At 51.3% G+C, this 26,635-nt stretch carries 24 protein-coding genes and 1 other annotated feature; of the genes, 1 reads left to right on the top strand and 23 read right to left on the bottom strand.

All coding sequences use genetic code 11. The annotated features are described in order from the left end of the window. Window positions 1-21: 21 nt before the first annotated feature. From carB to I8U17_RS05625, 9 genes are all read right to left on the bottom strand, one after another. Window positions 22-3,249 carry a carbamoyl-phosphate synthase large subunit gene (carB, locus tag I8U17_RS05585; protein ID WP_198055662.1) on the bottom strand — a complete coding sequence of 1,076 codons (3,228 nt, stop codon included), beginning with the start codon at window positions 3,247-3,249 and terminating at the stop codon, window positions 22-24. Continuing rightward, complete coding sequence (carA, locus tag I8U17_RS05590; RefSeq protein ID WP_198059141.1) at window positions 3,242-4,333, bottom strand: glutamine-hydrolyzing carbamoyl-phosphate synthase small subunit; 1,092 nt, start codon at window positions 4,331-4,333, stop codon at window positions 3,242-3,244. Before carA ends, carB begins: the two co-directional genes overlap by 8 nt. Then, a complete protein-coding gene (locus I8U17_RS05595; RefSeq protein WP_052154065.1) occupies window positions 4,330-5,670 on the bottom strand; it encodes a dihydroorotase in 1,341 nt (446 codons plus the stop codon). Before I8U17_RS05595 ends, carA begins: the two co-directional genes overlap by 4 nt. Window positions 5,671-5,673: 3 nt before the next feature. Next, window positions 5,674-6,597 (bottom strand): aspartate carbamoyltransferase catalytic subunit, encoded by a 924-nt coding sequence (locus I8U17_RS05600; protein ID WP_232330926.1) that lies wholly within the window; start codon window positions 6,595-6,597, stop codon window positions 5,674-5,676. A gap of 16 nt (window positions 6,598-6,613) precedes the next feature. Then, window positions 6,614-7,975: a uracil permease gene (gene uraA / locus I8U17_RS05605; protein ID WP_198059142.1), complete on the bottom strand. Its 1,362-nt coding sequence runs from the start codon at window positions 7,973-7,975 to the stop codon at window positions 6,614-6,616. Window positions 7,976-8,118: 143 nt separating this feature from the next. Next, on the bottom strand, window positions 8,119-8,655 hold the full coding sequence (pyrR, locus tag I8U17_RS05610) for a bifunctional pyr operon transcriptional regulator/uracil phosphoribosyltransferase PyrR (protein ID WP_033100312.1): 537 nt from the start codon (window positions 8,653-8,655) through the stop codon (window positions 8,119-8,121). A 222-nt stretch (window positions 8,656-8,877) separates the two neighbouring features. Then, a complete protein-coding gene (locus tag I8U17_RS05615) occupies window positions 8,878-9,798 on the bottom strand; it encodes an RluA family pseudouridine synthase (RefSeq protein WP_198059159.1) in 921 nt (306 codons plus the stop codon). Between the two features lie 20 nt (window positions 9,799-9,818). Beyond that, window positions 9,819-10,304 (bottom strand): signal peptidase II, encoded by a 486-nt coding sequence (gene lspA, locus I8U17_RS05620; protein ID WP_198059143.1) that lies wholly within the window; start codon window positions 10,302-10,304, stop codon window positions 9,819-9,821. Between the two features lie 106 nt (window positions 10,305-10,410). Continuing rightward, complete coding sequence (locus I8U17_RS05625) at window positions 10,411-11,115, bottom strand: TraR/DksA C4-type zinc finger protein (protein ID WP_033100310.1); 705 nt, start codon at window positions 11,113-11,115, stop codon at window positions 10,411-10,413. 227 nt (window positions 11,116-11,342) lie between these two features. Between I8U17_RS05625 and I8U17_RS05630 the strand changes: the two genes are divergently transcribed. After that, window positions 11,343-12,683: an amino acid permease gene (locus tag I8U17_RS05630; protein WP_033100257.1), complete on the top strand. Its 1,341-nt coding sequence runs from the start codon at window positions 11,343-11,345 to the stop codon at window positions 12,681-12,683. An 83-nt stretch (window positions 12,684-12,766) separates the two neighbouring features. Here the strand turns inward: I8U17_RS05630 and ileS are convergent, their stop codons facing one another. The 14 genes from ileS to I8U17_RS05700 all read right to left on the bottom strand — a co-directional run bounded on the left by ileS (window position 12,767) and on the right by I8U17_RS05700 (window position 26,532). Continuing rightward, window positions 12,767-15,541 (bottom strand): isoleucine--tRNA ligase, encoded by a 2,775-nt coding sequence (gene ileS, locus I8U17_RS05635; RefSeq protein WP_198059144.1) that lies wholly within the window; start codon window positions 15,539-15,541, stop codon window positions 12,767-12,769. A 50-nt stretch (window positions 15,542-15,591) separates the two neighbouring features. After that, window positions 15,592-15,820, bottom strand: a binding site (T-box leader). A gap of 44 nt (window positions 15,821-15,864) precedes the next feature. Then, window positions 15,865-16,716, bottom strand: a complete 852-nt coding sequence (locus I8U17_RS18300) for a DivIVA domain-containing protein (protein WP_052154063.1) — start codon at window positions 16,714-16,716, stop codon at window positions 15,865-15,867. An 88-nt stretch (window positions 16,717-16,804) separates the two neighbouring features. Continuing rightward, a complete protein-coding gene (locus tag I8U17_RS05645) occupies window positions 16,805-17,590 on the bottom strand; it encodes a YlmH family RNA-binding protein (protein WP_198059145.1) in 786 nt (261 codons plus the stop codon). Beyond that, entirely contained in the window at window positions 17,587-17,850 is a 264-nt protein-coding gene (locus I8U17_RS05650) for a YggT family protein (RefSeq protein WP_033100255.1), read from the bottom strand. The genes I8U17_RS05645 and I8U17_RS05650 overlap by 4 nt, the downstream gene beginning before the upstream one ends. 10 nt (window positions 17,851-17,860) lie before the next feature. Beyond that, the gene (locus I8U17_RS05655) at window positions 17,861-18,280 is read right to left on the bottom strand and encodes a cell division protein SepF (RefSeq protein WP_033100254.1); all 420 of its coding nucleotides are present in this window, start codon (window positions 18,278-18,280) and stop codon (window positions 17,861-17,863) included. Between the two features lie 14 nt (window positions 18,281-18,294). Continuing rightward, entirely contained in the window at window positions 18,295-19,032 is a 738-nt protein-coding gene (locus I8U17_RS05660) for a YggS family pyridoxal phosphate-dependent enzyme (RefSeq protein ID WP_232330927.1), read from the bottom strand. Continuing rightward, complete coding sequence (gene pgeF / locus I8U17_RS05665) at window positions 19,002-19,832, bottom strand: peptidoglycan editing factor PgeF (RefSeq protein WP_033100253.1); 831 nt, start codon at window positions 19,830-19,832, stop codon at window positions 19,002-19,004. The genes I8U17_RS05660 and pgeF overlap by 31 nt, the downstream gene beginning before the upstream one ends. A 72-nt stretch (window positions 19,833-19,904) precedes the next feature. Beyond that, the gene (locus tag I8U17_RS05670) at window positions 19,905-20,180 is read right to left on the bottom strand and encodes a YlmC/YmxH family sporulation protein (protein WP_033100252.1); all 276 of its coding nucleotides are present in this window, start codon (window positions 20,178-20,180) and stop codon (window positions 19,905-19,907) included. Between the two features lie 131 nt (window positions 20,181-20,311). Continuing rightward, the gene (sigG, locus tag I8U17_RS05675) at window positions 20,312-21,088 is read right to left on the bottom strand and encodes an RNA polymerase sporulation sigma factor SigG (protein ID WP_033100251.1); all 777 of its coding nucleotides are present in this window, start codon (window positions 21,086-21,088) and stop codon (window positions 20,312-20,314) included. 71 nt (window positions 21,089-21,159) lie between these two features. After that, window positions 21,160-21,882, bottom strand: coding sequence for an RNA polymerase sporulation sigma factor SigE (sigE, locus tag I8U17_RS05680; RefSeq protein WP_198055655.1), 723 nt, complete (start codon window positions 21,880-21,882; stop codon window positions 21,160-21,162). 20 nt (window positions 21,883-21,902) lie between these two features. Continuing rightward, window positions 21,903-22,814: a sigma-E processing peptidase SpoIIGA gene (gene spoIIGA / locus I8U17_RS05685; RefSeq protein ID WP_370589216.1), complete on the bottom strand. Its 912-nt coding sequence runs from the start codon at window positions 22,812-22,814 to the stop codon at window positions 21,903-21,905. A gap of 351 nt (window positions 22,815-23,165) precedes the next feature. Beyond that, complete coding sequence (ftsZ, locus tag I8U17_RS05690; protein WP_033100248.1) at window positions 23,166-24,323, bottom strand: cell division protein FtsZ; 1,158 nt, start codon at window positions 24,321-24,323, stop codon at window positions 23,166-23,168. A 50-nt stretch (window positions 24,324-24,373) separates the two neighbouring features. Further along, window positions 24,374-25,615: a cell division protein FtsA gene (ftsA, locus tag I8U17_RS05695; RefSeq protein WP_198055654.1), complete on the bottom strand. Its 1,242-nt coding sequence runs from the start codon at window positions 25,613-25,615 to the stop codon at window positions 24,374-24,376. A gap of 185 nt (window positions 25,616-25,800) precedes the next feature. Continuing rightward, a complete protein-coding gene (locus I8U17_RS05700; RefSeq protein ID WP_198059147.1) occupies window positions 25,801-26,532 on the bottom strand; it encodes a cell division protein FtsQ/DivIB in 732 nt (243 codons plus the stop codon). Window positions 26,533-26,635 lie beyond the last annotated feature (103 nt).

Raw genomic sequence — 26,635 nt, forward strand, 5'->3', positions numbered from 1 at the left:
AACCCTCTTTTCTCCATCGGTTTAAACCATCAGTGCCTCTGCCGCTTTTTTTCCGGGTACTTGCGGCGCACCGATCGGTTCTGCATTGAGATGGATTGACTCCAGCGTCGTGAGGAGCGCATCCACTGTATCCAAAGAAGTGAGACAGGCGATGCCGTGTTCGACCGCCTCACGGCGAATGCGGAACCCGTCGCGCTCCGGTGTTCGCCCGCGCGTCCAGGTGTTTACCACCAGGTCCGCTTTTCCGTTGCGAATCAGATCGAGAATGTTCGGAGAGCCTTCTTTCAATTTGTGCACGCGTTCGACCGGCAATCCCGCTTTTTCCAGCATGTCTGCCGTACCGCTGGTGGAGACGATTTTATACCCCAATTGATGGAAGCGGAGCATGAGCGGAATCGCTTCCTCCTTCTCTTTGTCCCCGATCGTGGCTACGACTGTGCCAAAGCGCGGCAAGGCGATTCCCGCTGCCAGGAGCCCCTTGTAGACCGCCCGGGCATAATCGCGGTCGCGCCCCATCACTTCTCCTGTGGACTTCATTTCCGGGCCCAGCGTGATATCGACGCGGCGCAATTTGGCGAAGGAGAAAACCGGCACTTTGACAGCCACCTCCGGACTCTCCTGCCACAGGCCACTGCTGTATCCCTGTTCTTTAAGCGATTGACCCAACGCGATTTTGGTGGCCACTTGTGCCATCGGGATGCCGGTCACTTTGCTCAAAAAAGGTACCGTCCGGGAAGCGCGCGGATTTACTTCCAGCACATAGATCTCCCCTTTGTACAGGACGAATTGGATATTGATCAGCCCTTTGATGTTTAATGCTTTGGCAATCTGAGCCGTGATGGTGACCAGCTGTTCCCTCTGTTCTTGCGTAATCGATTGCGGAGGGTATACGGCGATGGAATCCCCGGAATGGACACCGGCTCGCTCGATGTGCTCCATGATGCCTGGAATCAGGACATCGCTGCCATCACTGATGGCGTCCACTTCCAGTTCCTTGCCGAGCAGATAGCGGTCGATCAGGACAGGATGCTCCGGATTTACCTTGACCGCCAGCTTCATGTAACTGCGCAGTTCCGATTCATTGTAGACAATTTCCATTGCCCGTCCGCCCAGTACGTACGAGGGACGCACCAGCACCGGATAGCCCAGGTGTGCGGCAGTCTCCACCGCAGCTTCGACCGAGGTGACGGCCGATCCCGGCGGTTGCGCGATATTGTTTTTGCTCAAAAGCTGTTCAAATTTCTTGCGGTCTTCGGCACGATCGATTTCTTCCAGGGAAGTGCCCAGGATGTTGATCCCCTCATCGCGCAGATCCCGCGCCAGATTGAGCGCTGTTTGTCCGCCGAACTGTACGACCACTCCATAGGGTTTCTCTTTTTCAATGATGTTGAGCACATCTTCTTTATAAAGCGGTTCAAAGTAAAGGCGGTCAGACGTATTGAAATCGGTGGACACTGTTTCCGGGTTATTATTGATAATAACCGCTTCATACCCGGCATTGCGGATCGCCCAGACGGCATGGACGGTGGCATAGTCAAATTCCACACCCTGTCCGATGCGGATCGGGCCGGAACCGAGGACGATGACGCTTTTCTTGCCGGCGGAAACCACTTCATCTTCCTGTTCATAACTGGAATAGTAGTAGGGCGTTTCCGCTTCAAACTCGGCCGCACAGGTATCCACCACTTTATAGACTGGCTGAATCCCCCATTGCTTGCGCAACTGACGCACTTCATTTTCCGGCATCCCGCGCAACTGACCGATCGTCCGGTCAGCGAAACCCGTTTTCTTGGCGGCAAGCAGCAGCTCCGGCGTCAGTTCCTCCGCTTGCTGCAAGGTTTCTTCCAACTCGATGATCCGCTTCACTTTATGGAGGAAAAAGCGGTCAATTTTGGAAAGCTCGTGAGCTTCCTCCAGGCTTCCTCCGCGCCGGAACCATTCGGCCACGAGGAAAAGCCGTTCATCATCCGCGGTCACCAAACGCTCTCTCAGCTTTTCGTCAGGAATTTTCCCGCTGTCCGGCACCTGTATATGATGCAGACCTATTTCCAGCGAACGCACGGCTTTCAGAAGTGATTCTTCCAGAGTGCGCCCGATGGCCATCACTTCTCCGGTCGCTTTCATCTGCGTTCCCAGCTTGCGGTTGGCGGAAACAAATTTATCAAAGGGCCAGCGCGGAATTTTGCTGACAACATAATCGAGCGTCGGCTCAAAGCAAGCATACGTTTGGCCCGTTACCGGATTTTTCAGTTCATCCAGCGTATAACCGACGGCGATTTTGGCCGCGATCCGGGCGATCGGATACCCCGTCGCTTTGGAAGCGAGTGCGCTGGAACGGCTCACCCGTGGATTCACTTCAATCACATAGTATTGGAAACTGTGCGGGTCGAGGGCAAACTGGATGTTGCAACCGCCCTGAATGTTGAGCGCCCGTATGATTTTGAGCGCTGAGGTGCGAAGCATATGATACTCGCGATCGGACAAGGTTTGGCTCGGGGCAAACACTATGCTGTCACCGGTGTGAACGCCCACGGGGTCGAAGTTTTCCATGTTGCACACGACGATACAGTTATCGGCGGCATCGCGCATCACTTCATATTCAATCTCTTTATATCCGGCGATGCTCTTCTCGATCAGGCATTGGGTGATCGGACTGTAGCGCAGCCCGTTTTCAACAATCTCTTGCAATTCATTTTTGTCCCTGGCGATTCCGCCCCCCGTACCGCCCAGCGTGTAAGCAGGGCGCACGATGACCGGATAACCGGCTTCATCGGCAAACGCTGACGCCTCCTCGACCGTGTGAACAATTGCGCTCTCCGGCACCGGTTCATCCAGTTCCTTCATCAGTTTACGGAACAAATCCCGGTCCTCCGCACAGGTGATGGCATGGAGATCCGTTCCCAGCAGTCGTACTCCTTCCCGTTCAAGAACCCCTTGTTTCGCCAGTTCCACCGCCAGGTTTAAGCCCGTTTGCCCGCCAAGGGTGGGAAGCAGTCCGTCCGGGCGTTCCTTGCGAATCACCTGCGTAATAAATTCGGCGGTCAGCGGTTCAATATAGACGCGGTCTGCCATGTTGGTGTCGGTCATGATCGTGGCCGGGTTGCTGTTGACCAGAACCACTTCAAGTCCTTCCTCTTTCAGAGCCTGGCAGGCTTGTGTGCCCGCATAATCAAATTCGGCCGCCTGCCCGATTACAATCGGCCCGGAACCGATCACCAAAATTTTCTTCAATGTCGAATCTTTAGGCATTCATCGTCTCTCCCTTCCGTGCAAAAGACTCCATCATCTCAAGGAAGCGATCGAACAGGTAACCCGAATCGAGCGGGCCCGGGGCCGATTCCGGATGATACTGAACGGTGATGACCGGCAGCGTTTTGTGCCGGAGCCCTTCCACCGTGCCATCGTTCAAGGCAATATGCGTAATCTCCAGCTCAGTATTTTTAACGGAGTCTGCTGTCACGGCATACCCGTGGTTTTGCGCGGTGATCACCGTACGGCCGGTTGAGAGTTCTTTCACCGGGTGGTTTCCGCCGCGATGCCCGAACTTCATTTTCTCCGTATCCGCTCCGGCGGCGAGGGCGACCAGCTGATGCCCCAGACAAATTCCAAAAAGAGGAACTTTTCCCATCAGTTTTTGAATCGTGCGAATTCCCTCAGGCACATTCTTCGGATTTCCGGGGCCATTGGACAGCATCACCCCATCCGGACGGAAGCGCAGGATTTCCTCGGCTGTGATATTGTAAGGCACTGTGATCACTTCGCAATTTCGCTCCACCAATTCCCGCACAATATTGTGTTTGGCTCCAAAATCGATCAGCACCACCCGTTTGCCGACATTGGGAGCGATATGAATGCTTTTCGTACTGACGCGTGCCACCTGATCCCGCATCATCGGCGAAGACAGAGCCTCCTTCAGCTCTTCCAGCGATTCGTCCCCGGTGGTGATCACGCCTTTCATCGTTCCGCGGAGGCGAATTTTCCGGGTCAGCATCCGTGTGTCGATGCCGGCGATCCCGATCAATCCGTATTCTTTTAAAAATGTGCCCAGAGACAATTCGTTGCGCCAGTTGCTGGCATACTCAGCGTATTCGCGCACGAGCAAACCATGGGCGTACGGGCGCAGTGATTCATTATCGTCACGTGAAATCCCGTAATTCCCGATCAGGGGATAGGTCATCGTGATAATCTGCCCACAGTAAGAAGGATCAGTCAAAATCTCCTGATAACCGGTCATGCTGGTGTTAAACACAATTTCACCGACCCTCTTTCCCTCCGCACCAAATGAGGTTCCCGTGAAAAGCGTTCCATCTTCCAAGAGCAACCTTGCCTTCATCGCTGATCCTCCTTCTGTTCCGTCCATTTTCCCGGTCCGGTCAAGGATTCCGGTTTTGCATCTTCCCATGTGATCCGGCCGTCCATGATCGTCAAAACCGGCCATCCTTTCACATTCCACCCTCCAAATGGTGTGTTTTTCCCTTTGGAGAGAAAGGTTTCCGGCTCAATCGTCCGTTCCGTCTCCAGATCGATTACCGTCAGGTCGGCCGCTTTCCCTTCAGCGATCTCACCGTAAGGAAGACCGAACACTTTCGCTGGTTTGCGGGTCATTTTATCAATCAATTCCTCCAGGGTGAGAATGCCATCCTTCAGCACCAGGTGGGTGTAAAGCAGGGGAAAAGCTGTTTCCAGGCCGACGATGCCGAAAGGGGCTTTTTCCATGCCCAGCGCTTTTTCTTCGCTGGTGTGCGGGGCATGATCCGTGGCAATGATGTCGATGGTGCCGTCTTTCAATCCGGCAATCAGCGCTTCCCTGTCCCGTCGCGAGCGAAGCGGGGGATTCATTTTCCAGCGCCCGTCCGGTGCCGGAATATCCTCATCGCACAAGAGAAGATGGTGGGGAGTCACTTCCGCCGTCACACGCTGCCCCCGCGCTTTGGCTTCGCGCACCAGACGAACGGATTGTTCGGCACTGATGTGGCACACATGGTAATGAACGCCGATCTCCTCAGCCAGCAAAATGTCCCGCGCCACATGAACCGACTCCGCCTCGGAAGGAATCCCTTTTAATCCGAACCGTTTGGCTGCTTCACCGTCGTGCATCACCCCGCCTTTGGCCAGGCTGTCATCTTCGCAGTGGGCAACGACCGGCAGTCCCAGTTCATGGGCAAGCAGCATCGCCTCTTTCATCATCCCGGCCGACTGGATCCCGACACCGTCATCGGTTACCCCGATCACTCCCGCTTGCTTCAGGCTTTTCATATCGGTCAGCTGTTGCCCGCATTCTCTCACTGTAATCGCACCGTAAGGCAAAACGCGTACCAGACCGACTTCGCGGGCGCGGTTGATCACTTTCTGCACGATTTCGGACGAATCGGTCACCGGCCGGGTGTTCGGCATCGGAGCAATCGTCGTAAAGCCGCCTTTCGCCGCAGCCTTCGCTCCCGTTTCGATCGTCTCTTTTTGTTCAAATCCCGGTTCCCGCAAGTGGACATGCATATCGATGAGGCCCGGAACCACCCGTTTGCCGCCGACATCAATCACCCGCGCCCCCTCTTCTTCGGGTGCGTTGTCAACCATTTGCACAATCCAGTTTCCTTCGATCACGATATCCTGTTTGCTCCATCCCTCGGAAACGGACCGGAACACCAGGCCATTTTTCAATATCGTTTTCATTCCCTACCATTCCCCCAATGCTCGTTCCAAGATCGCCATCCGAATCCAAACGCCGTTTTTCATCTGTTCAAATATTTTCGAGCGGGGATGCTCCACCAGCTCATCGGCAATTTCCACACCCCGGTTAACCGGAGCCGGATGCATGATGATCGCTTCCGGTTTCATGATCTTGAGCCGCTCGGCGGAAAGCCCGTAACGGCGGTGATACTCTTCCCGCGAGGAAAAAAGCTTCCCTTGATGCCTCTCCAGCTGAACCCGGAGCAACATCACGACATCCGCCGTTCTCAATGCTTCTTCAAACGAAACATACGGGGCGATCCGCTCCACCTCGGGATCGCGCATTTCCTCCGGCCCGCTCACAATCATCTCCGCACCGAATTGCTTCAGGGTCCAGAGATTGGAACGCACCACACGGCTGTGGGCAATATCGCCGATCACTGCCACTCTTTTGCCGGTAAGATCCCCGAAATGCTTGACCAGAGTGTAAAGATCGAGCAAGGACTGGCTGGGATGTGCAAAACTGCCTGCCCCTGCATTGATAATCGCACAGCCGGGGTTCTGTTTGATCAGAAAGAGCAATTCCTGCTCGTCCGTCAGGCGAATCACGGCTACTTCCACTCCGATCGAAACCAGGGTTTTCACCGTGTCAAACAGGGACTCTCCTTTGGTGCTGCTTGAAACATCCGGGGTGAAGTTGACTACTTGCATCCCCAATCTCTTTTCCGCTACTTCAAAGGAAAAGCGGGTGCGGGTACTCGGTTCAAAGAACAGGTTGGCAGCAAATCTGCCCGTGAAAGGAGCCAATCCGCTGGCCTGATGTTCCTCCCAAAAATGGGCCCGCTCCAGAATCCGTCTGATCTCCTCTTTTGTCAGTTCGCTCGTATCCATCAAATGACGAAACGGTGAACGGGTCATCGGTGCTCTCATTGTTTATCCTCCATTGTCAGGCGGCTTCCGCCACAGTCTTCTCTTCCTTTGCCCGCTTGGGCAAAACCAGATTCAACAGGATGCCGATCACGGTGGACAAAGCCATTCCTTCCAATTCCAGATGGATGCCGCTGAAGCGGAGCAAGGCTCCACCCACGCCGATCACCATGATGACAGCGGCGATCACCAGATTGCGCCGGTCGCTGAAATCAATTTTGTGTTCGATCAGCATGCGCAAACCGGCCGAAGCGATAATCCCGAACAGAAGGATGGAGACACCGCCCATGACCGGAGTCGGAATCGTTTGGATCAGGGCCGCAAATTTGCCGATGAATCCGAAGCTGATCGCCAGCACCGCTGCCCCTCCGATCACCCACACGCTGAAAATGCGCGTGATGGCCATGACCCCGATATTTTCCCCGTACGTGGTCGCCGGCGGTCCGCCGATCAGGGATGCGATGCAGGTCGCCAGGCCATCTCCCAGAAGGGAACGATGCAACCCGGGGTTTTTTGTCAAATCCCTTCCCATCAACTCTCCCTGCACCAGCAGATGTCCGATGTGCTCTGCCAGGACAACCAGTGTGACCGGCAGCATAACCAGGGCCGCATGCCAGGAGAACGAGGGGGAGACGACATGGGGAAGCTGAAACCATTTGGCCTCATGAACCGGTGAAAAATCGACCATGCCCGCTGCCAGCGCCACCAGGTACCCCCCGCAAATTCCGATCAGAATGGGGATGATGCTGAAAAATCCGCGGAAAAACAGGCTGGCGATTATGGCGATGGCCAGTGTGGCCAAGGCGACAGAAAAGTTTTTCAGCGAGTACACATGCACCGTTACCGTACCTTTTGCCGAATCGATGCTTTTAATCGTTCCGTCCAAGTGTTGCCACCCGGCTGCTGTATGCGGCAGGGCTTCGACCACATCTTTTTTGCTGGCCATATCGACGGCTGTTCCGGCCAACGCCAGCCCGATCACGATTACGACTGACCCGATCACGACCGGCGGCAAAAGCGAATCCAGCCATTTCACCCCGAACCGGTAAACAATCAGCGCCACCACACCGTACATCAACCCGACAACAAAACACCCGAACAGGGCATTGCCCAGATATTTTCCTCCTTGTGACACAGAGATAATGGGAACAATAAAGGCGAAGGAGGATCCGAGATATGCCGGAATTCTGCCTTTGGTGACGATCAGATAAGCCAAGGTCCCGATTCCGCTGGACATCAGGGCCACGGACGGGCTTAATCCGGTCAGGATCGGAACCAGCACCGTGGAGCCGAACATGGCAAACAAGTGTTGGAAACTGAGGAACAGCCAGCGATGCCATTTCGGCCTTTCATGCACATCCATTTCAATCAAACGATTCATTCACATTCACCCCTTTTTTTGATATAAAAAAAGTCTCTTTACCCGTATGGCAAAGAGACGCAGGATAGATACACCGTTCATGCGCAGCACGATTCCGCGTTCCCTTTGCCGGCCTCACGGGACCGCCTTAAAAGGGAAAACTCTTATTTTGTTTGCAGGCTGACGCGATCTTCTCCTTCATCGACCTCAGTAAGAAAAACCGATACCATTTCGCTTTTGGAAGTGGGGACGTTTTTTCCCACATAATCCGGACGAATCGGCAGCTCGCGATGCCCTCTGTCGATCAGAACAGCCAACTGAATCATCTGCGGCCGTCCCAGGTCGACCAGAGCATCCATTGCCGCCCGTACCGTTCGGCCTGTATAGAGAACATCATCAACCAAAATCACTTTTTTTCCTTTAATATCCGGAACATCGGTTTTCTTCACTTCCGGATGTTCATACTTCTCCGTCAGGTCATCCCGGTAAAGGGTAATATCCAGATCCCCGATCGGAACTTTTTTTCCTTCGATGCTGTAAATGCGTTCCCTCAGCCGCTTGGCCAGAAAGACGCCTCTGGTTTTGATCCCGACCAGGAGGCAATCATCGACGCCTTTGTTTCGCTCCAAAATTTCGTGAGCGATCCGGGTCAACGCCCGGCGAATCGCTGCCTCATCCAAAATGATTTTCTCTTTGCTCATCGGATGCCCTGCTCCTCCCTTTTCCCATCTTTTTACGGCCATAAAAAAACTTCTTGTCCAAGGGCAGACAAGAAGCGTAACCAACCCGCGGGCATACTCCTCCCGCGGACATGCAAATCCTATATCACTTCCGTGCCCTTGCCAGCCTCTCTGGACTGGATTTAAAGGTCCAATATGCTCAAGGAGTATTATGCATCAGCAGATGGAAATTGTCAATGCTTATTACGATTTTGCGGCCAGGCGCTCGAGCAGTTTTTGCATATCCTCGGGCAACTCCGCTTCCAAACGAATGCGTTCGCCGGTGCGAGGGTGGGTAAAACCGATGATTCGCGCGTGCAAAGCCTGCCCGCTGATGGCATAGGAATTTTTCTTCAGGCCGTAGACCGGATCGCCGATCAGCGGATAGCCGATATACTTCATATGAACCCGAATCTGATGGGTTCTTCCCGTTTCCAGACGGCATTCGACCACACTGGCATCGCGAAATCGCCGGAGTACGGTAAAATGGGTAACCGCATGTTTGCTGTTTTGGTGGACAACCGCCATCCGTTGCCGGTTCGCCGGATCTCTGCCGATCGGGGCATCAATCGTTCCGTGATCATGCGGGATCACCCCGTGAACAATCGCCGTATAAGCCCGTTCCACCGAATGCTCCTTCAACTGGGCTACCAATGACTGATGCGCAAGATCGGTTTTGGCGACCATAATCAGACCGGAAGTATCTTTATCAATGCGGTGCACTATTCCCGGTCTCGCCACGCCTCCGATGCCGGACAACTCTCCCTTACAATGGTAAAGCAGGGCATTGACCAGTGTGCCTGCAGTATTTCCCGCACCGGGATGCACCACCATTCCCCGTGGCTTATTAACGACGATCACGTCCTGATCTTCGTAGCGAATATCGAGCGGGATCGCTTCCGGTGCGACTTCCAGTTCTGCCACCGGCGGGACATCCAATTCCACTCTGTCCCCCGCCTTAAGCCGGTAATTTCCCTTGCGGGTTCGATTATTGACCCGTACCCGTCCTTCCTCAATCCATCCCTGTACCCTGGTTCGTGTCCATTCTTCATTCAAAGATGAAATCCATTTATCCAGACGCTCACCTGCTTCTTCATCCGGAAGGTTCCATTCATAATGTTCCATTTGCCCGCTTTGTTCCGTCATCATGAGTCCCCCGCCTTGGTCAACTCATTGTTGTTCTGGGCCGCGGGACTGATCAAGGTGATAATCACTAGTGCAATCACACCCACCACAATAGCCGAATCGGCACAGTTAAAAATGGGAAACTGATAAGACCCGAACTGGAAATGCAAAAAATCGACGACTTCCCCGTTTTCCACCCGATCGATCAGGTTGCCAAACGCTCCGCCCAAGATGAGGGAAAAGGCATAGGACATCATCGGACGGTCATGTTTCAGCTGCCAGAGATAGTAGAGAACAAACGCAATCACGACGACCGTAATCAGAATAAACAACCACTGCTTGTTCTGAAGAATCCCAAATGCCGCGCCGCGATTGCGATGGGAAGTAATATAGAAGAAATTGTTAATCACCGGGATCGATTCATATAAAGACATGTTGTGAACGACCAACCATTTCGTCCACTGATCCAATAACAAAATGGAAAATGCCGTTATCAAATATCTCAAATGCCTTCCTCCTGTCTCCCACCGTAGAGCATCTCCACATTATTTCTCTCCGATTGTAGCACAGTCAAGCCTGGTCAAACAAGGCAACGCGAAGCCTCGCATCCGGTCATCCGGTAAAGTCTGCATCTCTTTCCTCCAAGGATTCTTCCTTGTCCTTCTGCTCATAAGACTGATTGTGGGTAATCTCGGTGATGCCGCTGTCATTGCCGGACTGATCCGTAATTGAAAAGCCTTCCAACAGATCGATATATCCCCTCTGTTCATCGTGATCCACTGTCAATTCGTTGTAATTTCGGCCGCTGGCAAAAAAATCCGGGGGATTGGACGTTCCGTATTGCTCCACTTCCTGCCAAGCATCTTCCCCATCATAAAAGTTGGATTCGCTGTGATCGTTGTTCATCTGAATCCGGTTAAGAACTTTCTCTTCAACCGGCCTGCGCATCGAGGAATGTTGCTGCGGATTGTGCTCCACACAATATTCCGTGACCGGAACCGCCTCCAGGCGCTCAAACGGAATCTCCCTGCCGCATTTCTTGCAAATGCCGTATTGGCCCGTTTCCATCCGTTCCAGCGCAGCCTCAATATCCTGCAAATGGCGTTCATCCGCTTCATTCAGCGCAAGGTCCTTTCCGCGCTCAAACATTTCTGTCCCCAGGTCGGCCGGATGGTTATCATAGCCCGACAATTCCCCGACGGAATTGTTCATCGACACTTCCATGCCATAATTGTCATTCCGGCTCAACCGCCGGACAATTTCTTCCTTCTCTTTGATCAACTGGCTTTTAAGCTGTTGCAGCTGGCTTTCATTCATGCCCGTTTCCTCCAAACTTCCTCTGGATTTCAACAAAACCTCTTTATTTTCCTAGGCTGTCCTCTTTCCCGCATTTCATGTGCAAAAGCAGGTAAAAGTAAATGGGAACAGGCATTAAAATCGTTAATTATATTATTGCGAATTCATTTGCTTTTTTTGTTCATCTTCCAAAAATACTTCAGCGCTGTTATGCTTTTGGGTAATAAAGAAAAAAGTGGGGGGAAAAAATGAGCGACCATTTACAAAAACAGCTGCTCCCGCGCCACGTACAAATGATGGCCTTGGGAGGCGCGATCGGAGCAGGAATCTTTCAGGGAAGTGCAGAAACCATTTCTGCCGCCGGGCCCGGGGTGATCTTTTCTTATGCGCTCGCCGGTATCCTGCTCTATATCGTCATGAGCGCCATGGCCGAAATGGCATTGGGATTTGCCGGAACAGATTTGCGCGGTCTTGTTCATAAAGCGTTTGGCACTCGTGTTTCCTTTATTTTGGGCTGGCTTTATTTTATTCAATGGGTGTTGGTGATGGCCGTCGAGATCGTTACGGCCGGAACCTTTTTGCAATATTGGTTTTCCGTCCCGGTCTGGCTGCTCAGTCTGATCGTGACGCTGGTGATCATCGCGATCAACCTTTTCAGCGTCCGCTTGTTTGGCGAAATCGAATACTGGCTGACCAGCGTGAAAATCGTTACCTTAATCGTATTTGTCATCCTCGGGGCGCTTTTGCTGTTTGGCATCATCCCGTCGGCCCAGGCGCCCGGACTGACCAACTACCGTGTGCATGGCGGCTTTTTCCCATTGGGTTGGCAAGGAGTGCTTTCCTCATTGCTGATCGTCATTTTCTCCTATGGCGGAACGGAAATGATCGGCTTGACCATCACCGAAATGAAGGACGCAAAAAAAACGCTCCCCCGCGTGATTAAAGGAGTGATTTTGCGCATCTGTCTCTTTTACGTGCTTCCCCTTCTGATCATTACGGGCCTCATCCCCTGGGATCAGGTAAAGAGCAGCGGAAGCCCGTTTGTCGAAGTATTGTCCGCCGTCGGCTTAAAAGGAGTAGCCAACATCATGAACTTCATTTTGCTGACCGCGGTCATATCCGCTGCCAATTCCGGGATGTATGCGACGACCCGCATGTTGTATTCACTGGCCGGCGAAAAAGAAGCACCCGCCTTTTTTACCCGTTTGGGAAAAAGAGGTGTTCCCATCTACGCCCTGGCGGCAAGCTCGGTCTGTCTCTTTTTGGGATCGCTGGTGGCCTTCATCGCTCCCGAAAGCGTCTTTCAGTATCTGATGGGGATTCCCGGATACACTGTGATACTCACTTGGATTCTCATCTGTCTTTCCCATTTGAAACTGCGGGGAAAATATGAACGAACGCCGGATTTTCGGCTCTCTTTCTTCCCTTTTACCACCGGCATCACCCTAATCGTCCTGGCAGCCATTATGATTTTTGTCCTGCTGTCTCCCAAAAATCTGATCAACACCATTGTTTACCTGGCCATTATTCTCGTTCTTACCATCGCCTCGCAATGGCTGAAACCAAATCAACGCATTTTGACCGAATAGAAACATCGCCGCGGAAATACGGTTGGGCGGCGATCCCATAAAAAAAGCCTGGCGTTTTTGATTCGCCAGGCCTTTTGTTTTGTTTAATTGATCTCGACATCAAAATGGGCTTCTCGCAGAATTGAGGCGCAGCGGTTACACAAGGTCGGATGGTCTTCGTTCTTGCCGACGCTCGGGGAAACCACCCAACAGCGTTCGCATTTTTCCCCTTCCGCCACACGGACAATCACGTGCACTTTCTGCTCTTCCGTCACCTCATGCGACGGAGGATTCAATTTTACGTCGGAAACGATGAACACCTGTTCCAGCTCATCGACACTGGAAAGAAATTGATACGTTTTTTCCGACGGAGTCAGTTCCACCGACGCCCCGAGGGAGTTGCCGATCAATTTGGCTGCACGCGCTTCTTCGAGCGATTTGAGGACGACATCGCGAACATGCAGCAATTGATCCCACTTTTGTTCCAGTTCATCATCGAAAACAGAAACTTCCACTTCAGGGAAATCCGTTAACTGAACGCTGATTTCCTCAACGCCCGGAGTATGTCGCCAAACTTCCTCGGAAGTGTGGGGAATGATCGGATTCAGCATTTTGTTCAAGGTAACCAGCATTTCATACAGGACGGTTTGCGCCGACCGACGAACAGGAGAATCAGGCAGCAGAACATATAGCCGGTCTTTTAGGACATCCAGATAGAATTGGCTTAAAAAGACGTTGCAGAAATGATGGATGTCATAATAAACCTGGTGAAAATCGTAATCGTCGTACGCTTGATTGATACGGCCGACCAAACGGTTCAATTTGATCAGGGCAAACCGATCCAATTCAGTCAACTCCGCCAGCGGCACACGATCTTTTGCCGGATCAAACCCATTCAGGTTTCCGAGCAGGAAGCGGAAGGTATTCCGCAGTTTGCGATAAACCTCGGCGATTTGCTTTAAAATCCCATCAGACAAACGCTGATCCGCCTGATAATCGGAGGAAGCAACCCAAAGGCGCAGGATATCCGCCCCGTATTGATTAATCACCTTGGCCGGTTCGATCACATTACCAAGGGATTTGGACATTTTGCGCCCTTCGCCGTCCATCGTAAACCCGTGGCTCAAAACGCCTTTATACGGAGCCTGCCCTTTCGTGGCAACCGAGGTGGAGAGGGATGAGTTAAACCAGCCGCGGTATTGGTCAGACCCTTCAAGATACAGATCAGCCGGCCAGGCCAGTTCCTCCCTTTGCTCCAGTACGGCGATATGGCTGCTGCCGGAGTCAAACCAAACATCCATCGTATCTGTCTCTTTGCGGAAACGGTTGCTCCCGCATTCGGAACAGCTTTGGTTTGCCGGCATCAACTCGTGCACTTCTTTGGCATACCATGCGGACGAGCCTTCCTTGGCAAAAAGGTCGGCAATAAAATCGATCGTCTCGCCGTTGATGTGCGGATGCCCGCATTCTTCGCAATAAAAGATCGGCAGCGGCACTCCCCAGATGCGCTGACGCGAAATACACCAGTCTCCCCGGTCAGCAATCATGTTGTGAATCCGTATTTCACCCCATGACGGCGTCCATTTTACGTTTTTGATTTCTTCCAGCATCTCATCGCGGAAGCCGTCAATCGAAGCGAACCATTGCTCTGTGGCCCGGAAAATGACCGGTTTTTTCGTGCGCCAGTCATGCGGATATTGGTGCGTGATAAAGGTGAGCTTGAGCAGACACCCGACTTCTTCCAGTTTTTTCGTCACTTCCTTGTTGGCATCTTCGTAAAACAGCCCTTCAAACCCGGGAGCTCCGGCAGTCATTTTACCCTTGCCGTCGACCGGGCAGAGGACACCCAACTGATACTTTTGCCCGAGATAGAAGTCCTCTTCCCCATGGCCTGGTGCCGTATGCACACATCCTGTCCCGGCATCGAGGGTGACATGGTCACCGAAGATGATCGGGCTTTTCCGGTCATAGAACGGATGGCGGCAAATCACTCCGTTCAGGTCCTTTCCTTTGTAGGTGGCAATCGTTTCATAACTGTCGATCTCCGCCGTCTTCATAACCGAATCGACCAGCTCTTTGGCCATGAGCAGCTTGCGCTCACCAGCCTGGACAAGGCTGTAATCGAAATCTTCATTGAGCGCGATTGCCAGATTGGCCGGAATCGTCCAAGGTGTTGTGGTCCAGATCACCACATAGGTATCTTGTTCCGGTAAAACTCCATTGCCGTTTTCCACCGGGAAAGTGACATAAATCGATGCAGAGCGCTTGTCGTAATATTCGATTTCCGCCTCTGCCAGAGCAGTTTCCGACGAAGGGGACCAATAAACGGATTTCATCCCACGGTAAATATGCCCCTTCTCCACCATTTTTCCAAATACGCGAATCTGCGCTGCTTCATACTCGGGAAGCAGGGTGATATATGGATGATCCCAATCCCCGCGCACACCGAGCCGCTTGAATTGCGCTTTTTGCTTTTCTATAAACGAAAGCGCATAATCTTTACACATCTCGCGGAATTGCACCGGGTCTACATTTTTCCGGTCCACTTTCTTTTTCGACACAATGGCGTGCTCAATCGGCAGACCGTGGGTATCCCATCCTGGAACATAAGGGGCGAAATAACCCTTCAGCGATTTGTAGCGAACGATGAAATCTTTCAATGTTTTATTCAGCGCGTGTCCGATGTGAATGTCGCCATTGGCGTAAGGAGGGCCATCATGCAGGATAAATTTTGGATTTCCCTTTCTCTTGGCCAGAACCTGGCCGTAGATGTCGATTTCTTCCCACCATTTTTGCACTTCCGGCTCTCTTTTCGGCAAATTTCCCCGCATGGGAAAATCTGTTTTGGGAAGGTTTAATGTTTTGCTGTAATCAGCCATCTTCAACTTCACTCCTTTATTGGGAAAAATAAAAAAACCTTCTGCATCCACTTAGGGACGAGAAGGTTTCCCGCGGTACCACCCTACTGGTTTATGCCGCCGCAAAAAGGACAGCAAAACCTCTTAACCATCCGTAACGTAGATGACGCGGTCGACCTTACTCCAATTTCAGGTGACAGTTCCAGGGTGATTTTCGATAGAACTCGGATTAGGCTTACACCATCCCTAATTCGCTGTACTCGAGTTTCCCTATCTACTCTTCCCTTTCCTTACCATTACCAGACTCAATTTTGAAACTATGTTTCAGAACGATCGGGGGCCCGTCAGAACATCGCTTTTTTCTTAAATTTACGGGAAGTTCTGCGCAATTCGCGACGCGGTTCCTCTTCATCCTCATAATAGGAAGAAGTCGCAGCAACCTCGTCCATCATGGCCGTGTCATCCATCGCGTTATTGAGCGCATCGCTGAAATCTTGATATTCCTGAGTCGACTGATCCATCAGCAAGTCGTTGGGCTGGGTATGTTCAGCATATTGCTCCAATTGCTTTCCTTGCTCTTCCAAGCCGTTCTCCAATTCTTCCAAGGACTCCCAATCGGAGTTTTCCAGTATGTCCAGATGAGATTGCACCAAGGTGCGGAAACGTGCCCGATAAACGGTCGCTTTTTGCTTGAGATCAAGCAGCTCGCTGTGGATCGCACGCGCTTTCTGCAATGCTTCGTTGATGATGCGATCGGCATTCTTCTCGGCTTCCTGCACGATGAGCTCGGCTTCTTTTTTCGCGTTCAAGCGCACTTCTTCGGCCACTTCCTGCGCAACGCGAATCGACTTGTGAATGCTCTGCTCCATCGATGTGAGAGCAGCCGTGGACGGTTGCAACTGCGGCATCGGTTCCGGATATCGTTGCACCGGTTGCGGTTGCGGTGGGGCCGGAGGTGGTGTCTGCTGTTGTTGCGCTTGCTGCGGTCCGGTTTGGAACATCGATTCGCCTTCCATCAACCGTTCGATCTCCGCCTGCAACTCCTCTACCTGTTGCTCCAGTTCCAATTTTTCGCGGGTCAAGAGTTCAAAGTCTTTAATAATTTGATCAAGAAAATCATTTACTTCATCTACATCATAACCGCGGAAAGATCTTTTAAACTCTTTATTGTGTATATCGTAAGGTGTAAGCGGCATCGTCCGCACCTCCTAGATAAATTGCATTCTTTCCTATTCGACAATATTACCAGATATCCTGCCAGATTGCCATAAGCTTGGATATCATTCAAATAAAAGATACGATTTTAATCCAAAATCTTCCTTTTTTGCTTGTTCCGTCAATACTTTCTACACGTATGCGTCCAATTCCTCTTACTGACAGGAGATCGCCTGCTTCCACAGGATAATCAGGTTGATCCACCAACTTCCAATTTACCTTACATTTTCCATTCTTCACCAATAGCGATGCCTTCGTTCTGGAGATCCGGCAACTTTCCGCAACGACCGCGTCGACTCGCAAAGAAGCGACCGAAATGGAACGAACCGCGTACGCTTGTTCGGGCGGAGTCAATTCTTCGCGAGAAATCTTTATTATGTTAACACGTTCCCGCCCTACCTGTCCAACATGCATCCGGACATACTCCGCCATCTCTTCCGCCACCACAATATCCGCTCCATCCGCGTGCGGATAAATATCTCCCGTTTTTTCCCGTTTGATTCCCAGACCGAGAAGGGCTCCCAAAACATCCGGGTGCTCCAGGCGTTTGCCGCTGGCAGATTCCAGCCGAAAAAACGCCAGGCCACTCATATGCTCATCCGGGGCATAATAATCCGGAGCGATCACCGCGCGACGTCGCTCGCTGTCTGCTGCCCCTCCATCCGCAAAGAAAACCAGATCGGGGTGGCGCCGCACGATCGTCTCAAGAATCGTCTGCTCACGCGGATCCAAAAACGGCGTCAACACCATCTGGTTTCTGTTTGAAGCCCGCTCGGCCCAATCGAGGCAGCGCAGGACAAACGGGCGCTCATCCGGGCGGAAATGCATCAGGATGTTCTCATGTGCCTGTTTCAAATGAGACCCACCCATCCCAAAATCGCATAAATCCCCATTTGGACAAAATGCAAAGCAAATAAGGCCACGATTGGTGAAATATCGATCATGCCGATCGGCGGAATAAACCGGCGAAATACCGACAGATAGGGCTCCACAATCCGCTGGAGCAAGATCCCTACCGGTGACCCTTGCAGGTTTGGCACCCAAGACAGGAACACGTAGATAATAATCAGGATGTAATAGATCTCAAATGCCCAATTTAAAATTGAAAGTATCATGTGTACACGGTCACCTCAAATCTTTTGCCTCGTCTTCTCTTAAGAAATCCGTGATCGTTCCTTGAATGTCAACATTGGCCGGGGTGCATATAAAAATATTATTGCCCAATTTTTGGATATTCCCCCCCAGCGCATAAACAGTTCCGCTCAGAAAATCGATAATGCGGATCCCTTGATCCCGCCGTACCAGCTGGAGATTGACAACGACCGGGCGATGGCTTTTCAGGTGATCGGCGATTTCCGGAGACTCTTCGTATGTCTTCGGTTCAAACAGAACCAGGCGAATATTCTTTTGTGTATGCAAGGAAACGATGTTGCTCCGTCCCTTTTGCACGGAAGGAGCTGATTCGTCTTGCTCCTTCGTCTCCTCTTCATACAGATCCTCGTCGGTCACACCAAAAAAACCCATAATCCGATCCATGAAAGTCATGGGAGATCGCCTCCTTAAGGCTTCCATCCCCGTTTGCCTCTTCCAACTAACACGGATCCCAACCGAATCCATGTCGCCCCTTCTTCAATGGCAATATCAAAATCTTGAGACATGCCCATAGACAAATGTGGAATCTGTAAACGGGGCTGGTTCAACCGTTGTATTTTTTCTTGCAAACGTTTCAGCTCGCGAAAAACAGGACGCACTTCTTCCGGATGTTCCGCGATCGGCGCCATCGTCATCAGCCCGACCACATCGATAGTAGAATAATTCGCCACGTGGAGCGCAAATTCTTCTAATTCCTGTGGTGAAATTCCCGATTTTGATGTTTCGCCGGAAACATTCACTTGAATGAAGCAACGGAGCGGTTCGCACTGGCGCGAACGGATGCGGCGGTCAAGCTCTTCGGCCAGTGAAGGCCGGTCAAGGGAATGCAAATAACGAAACCGTCCGATCACGTCTTTGACCTTGTTGCGTTGCAGGCGGCCGATGAAATGCCAAACGCCCCTGTCTCCGATGGCCTCCATTTTCGGCAACGCATCCTGAACCTTGTTCTCTCCGATGTGCGATAATCCCAAATCAAGGGCACGCTTTGTTGTCTCAAGATCCACATATTTGGTCACTGCCACGACGTTTATTTCCTTCGGGTTCCGGCCGACTCGGTGGCAAGCCTGCTGTATCCTTTTCTGCACATTTTCCCAACGATTAGCAAATTCGTCCATCAGGATCTCCTTTCCTTCTTTCCAATCCATGCCACCATTCTTCCCGTTTTTCCACGGTCGCGTCGGTGAGAGTAAAAATAATCTCTGTCACAGCTTGTACACCATTTGGTCACAGAAATATGCTCCGGTTTCACTCCGGCTTGTTTCAGCAACTCCGCATTGGCTTTACGCAAATCAAGCTGCCACTTGCCGGGGATGTGGCTCACGGCAACCCGTTTCAGGGCGAGGGGATCGGCGATCGCCCGCTCGAGTGGCTCATAAACACGGTCATCCACTTCATAGCAGCAAGGACCGATCGAAGGACCGATAGCCACGCGAATGTTGCCGCGGTCCGCCCCCGCTTGGGCAAGCAGATCGATCACTTTTGTCCCGATCTTCCCGACCGTTCCCTTCCATCCCGCGTGGGCAACCCCCACCATGTCCAATTCCGGGCTGTAGAAATAAAGAGGAACGCAATCGGCAAAAAAAGCGGTAAGCAGCACGTCTGTTTCCTTCGTCAGCATTCCGTCTGTATTTTCAAAAGCAGATTCGCGCGTGGTGTTGCCTTTGCCGCGATCTTCTCCCGTCACATGAACCACTTCCACCCCGTGCACCTGCTCCGCGCAAGTCCACGCGGCAAAGGGCATTCCCAGCATTTCGGCCAATTGGCGACGATTTTGCACCGTCAGCTCCGGACGCTCCCCGACATGGAGTGCATAATTGCGACAGTCCGGATCTTCCCCTTTTCTCCTGGCACTGAATCCAACCACGAGATGCGGAAACTCTTTTTCCCACTCTTCCAGTGTAAAACAAGGGATCGCGGCAAAATCCTGGTATTTGAATGGTTCCATACACTCCCTCCTTCGTATCATATTATCATATCTTTGCATATGGACAAATACTTCCTCTTCAGTCCCGCTCCTTCAGCTTTCCTGCGGCAGTTGGGCGTAATAGGGATCGCGTTCCCGGCCATCCAGCCGCACCAATATCACATCGGAGCCGATCTTGACGATCTGTCTCCAAGGTATCACCCATTCCTGTCCGCTGCTGACAAAGCCAAACCATTTGCTTTCACCCGGTACAACCAGCGCGCGAATGGTTCCCTGCCGTAAATCCAGTTCCAAATCATAAATTTGCCCCAGTTTTCTTCCGTCTGCGATATTCACCACATCTTTCGCCTGCAACTCCGAGATTTTCATATAGCCGCCCCCGTTTACTCAGATTGTTTATCTTATGTATATGACGAAGTCCGACAAAATGTACAGCCCGAAAAAAGCCAAAAAATAAAACCCAATCGCCGTCGGATTGGGCCTCATATCATTTGTTCACATTAATTGATAAATTTGTTCATCTGATGGATTGCCGCTTTTTCCAGACGGGAGACCTGGGCTTGGGAGATCCCGATCTCCTCGGCCACCTCCATCTGTGTCTTTCCTTCGAAAAAGCGCATGGACAAAATCATTTTTTCCCGGTTATTCAGTTTTGCCATCGCTTCTTTCAGCGCAATCTCTTCGAGCCATTGGACGTCTTTGGTTTTATCGTCACTTAATTGATCCATCACAAAAATCGGATCGCCTCCATCCTGATAAACAGGTTCAAACAGCGAGACAGGGTCCTGAATGGCATCCAGGGCAAACACGACATCTTCTTTTTGCACGTTGAGAGCTTCGGAGATCTCCAGGATCGTAGGTTCCCGGGAATAGCGGTTTGTCAATTGGTCCCTGACTTGCAGTGCTTTATAAGCGATGTCCCGCAGTGAACGGGATACGCGAATGGGGTTGTTATCCCTCAGATACCGCCGTATTTCCCCTATAATCATCGGCACGGCATAAGTAGAAAATTTCACGTTTTGACTGAGGTCAAAGTTGTCAATCGCTTTCATCAATCCGATGCAGCCCACTTGAAAAAGATCATCCACGCATTCTCCGCGATTATTAAAACGCTGGATCACACTGAGAACCAGTCGCAAATTTCCATTCACGAGTTTTTCACGAGCGGTCAAATCCCCCGCCTGAAGCTCCCCAAACAGCACTCGCATCTCCTGGTTTTTGAGAACAGGGAGTTTCGAAGTGTCTACGCCGCATATTTCCACTTTGTTTCGTGCCATGACTTCCCCTCCTCAGGATGGAACTAAAAGACAGTATGTCCTGAGGAGGGAAATTTATAATGACATGGAAATTAAACCATTTTATTGAATTCTTTACGCAATCTCTTAATAATTCTTTTCTCAAGGCGGGAAATATAGGATTGAGAAATTCCCAAAAGGTCTGCCACATCCTTTTGCGTTTTCTCTTCGCCCCCATCCAAACCAAACCGCAGCACCATAATTTTGCGTTCCCTGTCTGATAGATTGGAAAGGGCCGTTCGCAAAATTTTCCGGTCCACTTCGTCTTCAATGTCCCGGTAGATGGTGTCATCGTCCGTCCCCAAAACATCGGACAACAGCAGTTCATTGCCATCCCAATCCATATTGAGCGGCTCGTCAAAAGAAACCTCCGACCGCACTTTGTTGTTGCGGCGCAAAAACATGAGGATTTCATTTTCGATGCATCTGGAGGCGTAGGTCGCCAGTTTGATTTTTTTCGTCGGGTCAAATGTGTTTACCGCTTTGATCAAGCCGATCGTTCCAATGGAAACGAGATCCTCAATATGAATCCCCGTATTTTCAAACTTTCTGGCAATATAAACGACCAGCCGCAAGTTTCGCTCGATCAGGATGGCACGTACGGCTGCATCGCCTCCGGGCAGTTTTGCCAGCAGATGTTCTTCTTCTTCACGCGTCAGCGGTGGCGGAAGTGCTTCACTGCCACCGATATAATAGATTTCCTCCCCTTTTGCCCCGATATACAGCAAAAGCCGATACCAAAGCAGCTGTAAAATAATTTTCCACTTGACCAGCATGTATCTGCCCCCTCATTCATTTAGGAATGAACAGCCCGAATACAAGACGGATGAATAATCGCCTGGTATGTTCCATCGGACGACAGACGCCCGACATCTAAACCTATGAGAATTTTCTCCATTTTATTCCACCCGTTTTCCTGCCGCACTTGGACATGATCCGGCTTGATCGCCACCATCATGCCATTTTCCTTGCCTGCTGCCCGAAACGGGATTACCCGGATGCGTGTCGCCCACTCCGGAGGGAGTTCACTCCATGCCAAAGCAAAATCGTCCTGTTTCATCAACCGCTTGAATTCCGGAGGAAGCCGCTCTTCCAGCTGAGCGAACTCAATTAACATGACAGGCACGCGTGTAATCGGGTCCCTCAGCTGATTTCCCGTATCAATCAGTCCCGTGCAGGCGATTTCGTGTTCTCCCAACCGGATTTTGACCTCGGTCAAATAGCGATGCAAGGCTTGCCTCTCTTCCAGCGAACCGAGAGAGACCTTGGTGTAAATCCAGACAAGCGGAAACCCGAAAAGGATCAGCCCCCACGAAACCGGGGAACCCCAACCGTACTCCGACTCGGTGAAAAAAATGCCACCAGCCACTTTGCTGCCCCCTGTTACGATGTAGTGAAGCGCGATGAGCGCTCCCCCGGCGATAAAACAGGCCAAATAAAAGACACCAAGTGTACGCAGATAGGCAAGCGGATGGCGAAAGCCAAAGGCAATCCAAATCATCAGCAACGAGACGATGATTTTGACCGGAAAAAAATAGGCAAGCGAGAAAGCCGACCACAAATAAAGGGTTGAATACAGCCCGCCCAGCAGCGCGGCAACAATCAACCGCCAGTACGGTGTACGTTGTTTGCGAATTCCCGACGTCAGCCACAGGAGGAGAAAATCCATACAGCTGTTAAGGAGGAAAACAACATCAGCATAAACCACCAAATCCGTTTCCCTCCTCCCCAAGTTTGAGTGAAACTAGTATATCTCAATCTATATTTCAAAGTCTGTCTAAACTTGCCAGGAAGAATTGGCTTTTTTCGTCGAACAAACAAAAAAAGGGAGCGGTGGCCCCCTTCCCTCCCCGCCATTCAGATGGCCGAGTCAGTCAGGGGTGCCCCGCTCCTAAAACTGCGGTGCACAGAGAGAGCAGTTTGTTGACAAAGTCTCAAACCAAAAGCCTGTCGGGTCCGGGTGCTTTTCTTTGCAGAAAAACAACCCTCTCCTCCTGTCGAAGCTTCTCAACAGCTTTAGATGTCTGTTGCGGAAACATCAGTTTTTGTTCGCTTGGGTTTATTTATTATTTTTAGTCCGGTTGCGCAAGAAGGTGGGTACCTCCAAATGCCCGTATGGATCGATAAAGTTTCCGTCCGTCGGTTTGGATTCTTTTTCCACGCGGCTGAACGGCGGAAAAACGGGTTCCTCTTTATGCCCAAAGTACGGTTTCCCATGCGTTTTGCCCCGTTCTTGCGGCTGTGATGATTGCTTCGTTTGCTGCTCGCCATCAAATCCGGTTGCAATCACGGTAACCAAGATTTCATCTTTCAAATCTTCATTGATCACCGCACCGAAGATCATGTTCACCTCTGCATGGGAAGCCTGGGTTACAATATCGGCTGCTTCATAAACTTCGTACAGACTGAGATTGGTTCCGCCCGTAATATTCATCAGCACCCCGCGGGCACCATCGATCGAAGTTTCCAGAAGAGGGCTGCAGATCGCCTTTTTGGCCGCTTCGGCGGCGCGGTTCTCCCCGGTCGCCGTCCCGATGCCCATCAGCGCAGATCCCCGTTCTGTCATAATCGTCCGCACATCCGCAAAATCGAGGTTGATCAGTCCGGGTACGGCAATTAAATCAGAAATCCCCTGCACACCCTGGCGCAGAACATTGTCCGCTTCGCGGAAAGCTTCGAGCATCGGTGTGTTTTTATCGACGATTTCCAGCAAACGGTCATTGGGAATGACGATCAGGGTATCGACATTTTCCTTGAGAGCGGCCACACCTTGTTCCGCCTGGCTCGCCCGGCGCTTTCCTTCAAAAGTGAACGGCCGGGTTACCACGCCCACCGTCAGCGCTCCCAATTCCCGGGCGATCAAAGCGATTTCCGGAGCCGCCCCTGTACCGGTTCCGCCACCCATCCCTGCGGTGACGAAAACCATATCGGCTCCCTTCAAAACACTTTCAATTTGTTCCCGGCTCTCCTCAGCCGCTTTTTTGCCGATCTCCGGTTTGGCTCCCGCTCCCAGTCCCCGCGTCAGTTTTTCCCCGATTTGCAAACGAATCGGTGCTTTTGAACGATTGAGCGCCTGAGCATCGGTATTGACCGCGATAAATTCCACTCCTTGCACTCCGGCTTCAATCATACGGTTAACCGCATTGCTACCGCCACCACCGACACCAATGACCTTTATCTGGGCAATCTGTTCCATTTCCAGATCAAAATCCAACATATTCTTGTCCCTCCAATAATCAAACTTCTGTTGTATCCGATAGATCGGAACTAGATAAATTCACTTAACCAGCTTTTCATTTTTTCGAATGCGGAAGGTCCGCGCTGTTTTTTCTGCCGGGGAGGGTGGTGAGCCGATCGGGGTTTGTTCAGCTGCAAAATCCCGCGTTTTTGCAAATAATGAACCATGCCAACGCCTCCGGTATAGGCCGGGTCCTTCACACCGATATTTCCCGGAACGGCAATTCGCACGGCGGAACCCAGCTGTTTCTGTGCCACATGCAGAATATGCTCGGTTGCCATTACGCCTCCGGTCAAAACGTATCCTCCTGCCGGTTCATCGGAATACCCCATCGCTTTCACTTGCTGGCGGATGAGTTGAAACATCTCTTCCAAACGCGGTTCGATAATTTGAGCCAGTTCGATCTGGGTTACAATCCTCTCCCGGGTCGTGCCAATGGTTTGTACCTGGAATGTTTCCTTTATCTCAGCAAAATCCTTGCTGGCAACCCCGTATTTGCACTTCACTTCTTCCGCAGTTGTCGTCTGGGTGCGCAAACCGATGGCGATATCATTGGTAATATACTCGCCGCCGATGGGGATCACAGACGTGCCGGCCAGATGCCCTTGCCGGAAGACGGTGATCGTCGTCGTTCCCCCACCGATATCAGCCACAACCACGCCCAGGTTTTTCTCATCGGCGGACAAACACAACTCGCTGACGGCAAGCGGCAAAAACACCATGCCGGCGATATTTAGATTCGCTTTTTCCACGCACCGGAGCAAGTTATGAATGATCGTTTTCGCTCCCGTGACGATAATGGCATCCACCTCCAACCGGACTCCGATCATCCCGTTGGGGTCATGAATGTCATCCAAACCGTCGACAATGAACTGTTTTGGTACCACTTCGATGATGGCGCGTTCCGGCGGAAGGGCGATGACCCGTGCCGCCTGCAGGACGCGATCGATATCGTGAAAGCTGATTTCCCTGTCTTCGCTTGAGACGGCGACAACCCCATGGCTCGGTTGCAAAGAAACATGATGTCCAGACACACCGACAAATACCTCTGAGATCTCTATTCCAACCATGCGCTCTGCATGGTCAACCGCTTCGCGAATGGATTGTACCGCTTGATCGATATTGATGATGGCTCCCTTTTTCATCCCTTTGGATTCGGCAGTTCCGACGCCGACGATTTGCGTGGTACCATCCTGGTTAACTTCGGCCACGATCACGCGAACTTGGAAAGATCCAATATCCAATGTAATAACGAATTCTTCATTGCTCAATCTTGGGCACCTCCTTGCCCGAGAATCAAACTGTGCTAAAGTCCAATATGCGCAATGCTAAGGGAAAGGGAGGAATCACTTACAAACCATATTCAACAGCCAAGGAAGATTTACCTTTTAAGCCGCTAATTTTTCTTCTTGTTATACTTGCATATTTTTCCAATTAAAGAAAAAGAATGACACCGCTAAGCTCCTTCCTTAGCCTTATGATCCGGTATGAACCAGACGCTTTCCAATAAAAAAAGCGTTCCACTGGGGTGCTTGTAAAAGGAAGGGTAATAGAGCATCATTTCGGAAAGATTGCGGACCCTGACAAAAATCCGATGCTTCCGTTTGCTGTCAATCTCAACCTGGTCTGCCTGCCCGGAGACAGGACGAACCGTCTCACATTCTCTGCGAATGCTACCCGGCAGTTTGGCCAGTTGGAGAACAGCTTGTCTCAACGTCGAATTTGAAGGCTTCCATCCCTCAAAGACAGGTACAGACGCTTCCACCGAAGCCGTGCGGTTCAGGAGAATCGTTCCGTCGGAAAGGATGGGAAAAAGTTCCTGATCGCTTGACCGGAACATGGCTACGGGCGTTTTTTCCTGAACCTGTATGTAGATCTGATTGGGAAATGTGGTGGTCACCGTGGCGTTTTTAATCTCCGGCATGGTTTCCAAACTTTTCTCTATGTGTTCTCTGTTTACTCCAAAATAGGAAATTCCTTTGAAAATCTTTGCCTTATGAAGAATTTCCCCTGAAGAAACCAGATGATTCCCAACAATGTCAATTCGCTCAATTTTACTCAGCGGTGACCGCAAGAATAGGACAATGAACATTCCCGTAAAAAAGAGAAAAATGAAAGCGAACATCCAAGGAGCAGGGGAACGTTTCTTTCCTACCCGTGAGCGAAAAGGGGGCACACGCTCAACCATGGTAGAGATCTCCTTTCCCGTACTTCACCTTCACACTCTTAAGTAAGCCCTAAGTAGTAAAAAAAATTAATCTTCCCTATATATTACCACAAAAAAAGTGCGT

The sequence above is a fragment of the Thermoactinomyces sp. CICC 10521 genome (genome assembly GCF_016055135.1).
Taxonomy (GTDB): Bacteria; Bacillota; Bacilli; order Thermoactinomycetales; family Thermoactinomycetaceae; genus Thermoactinomyces_A; species Thermoactinomyces_A daqus.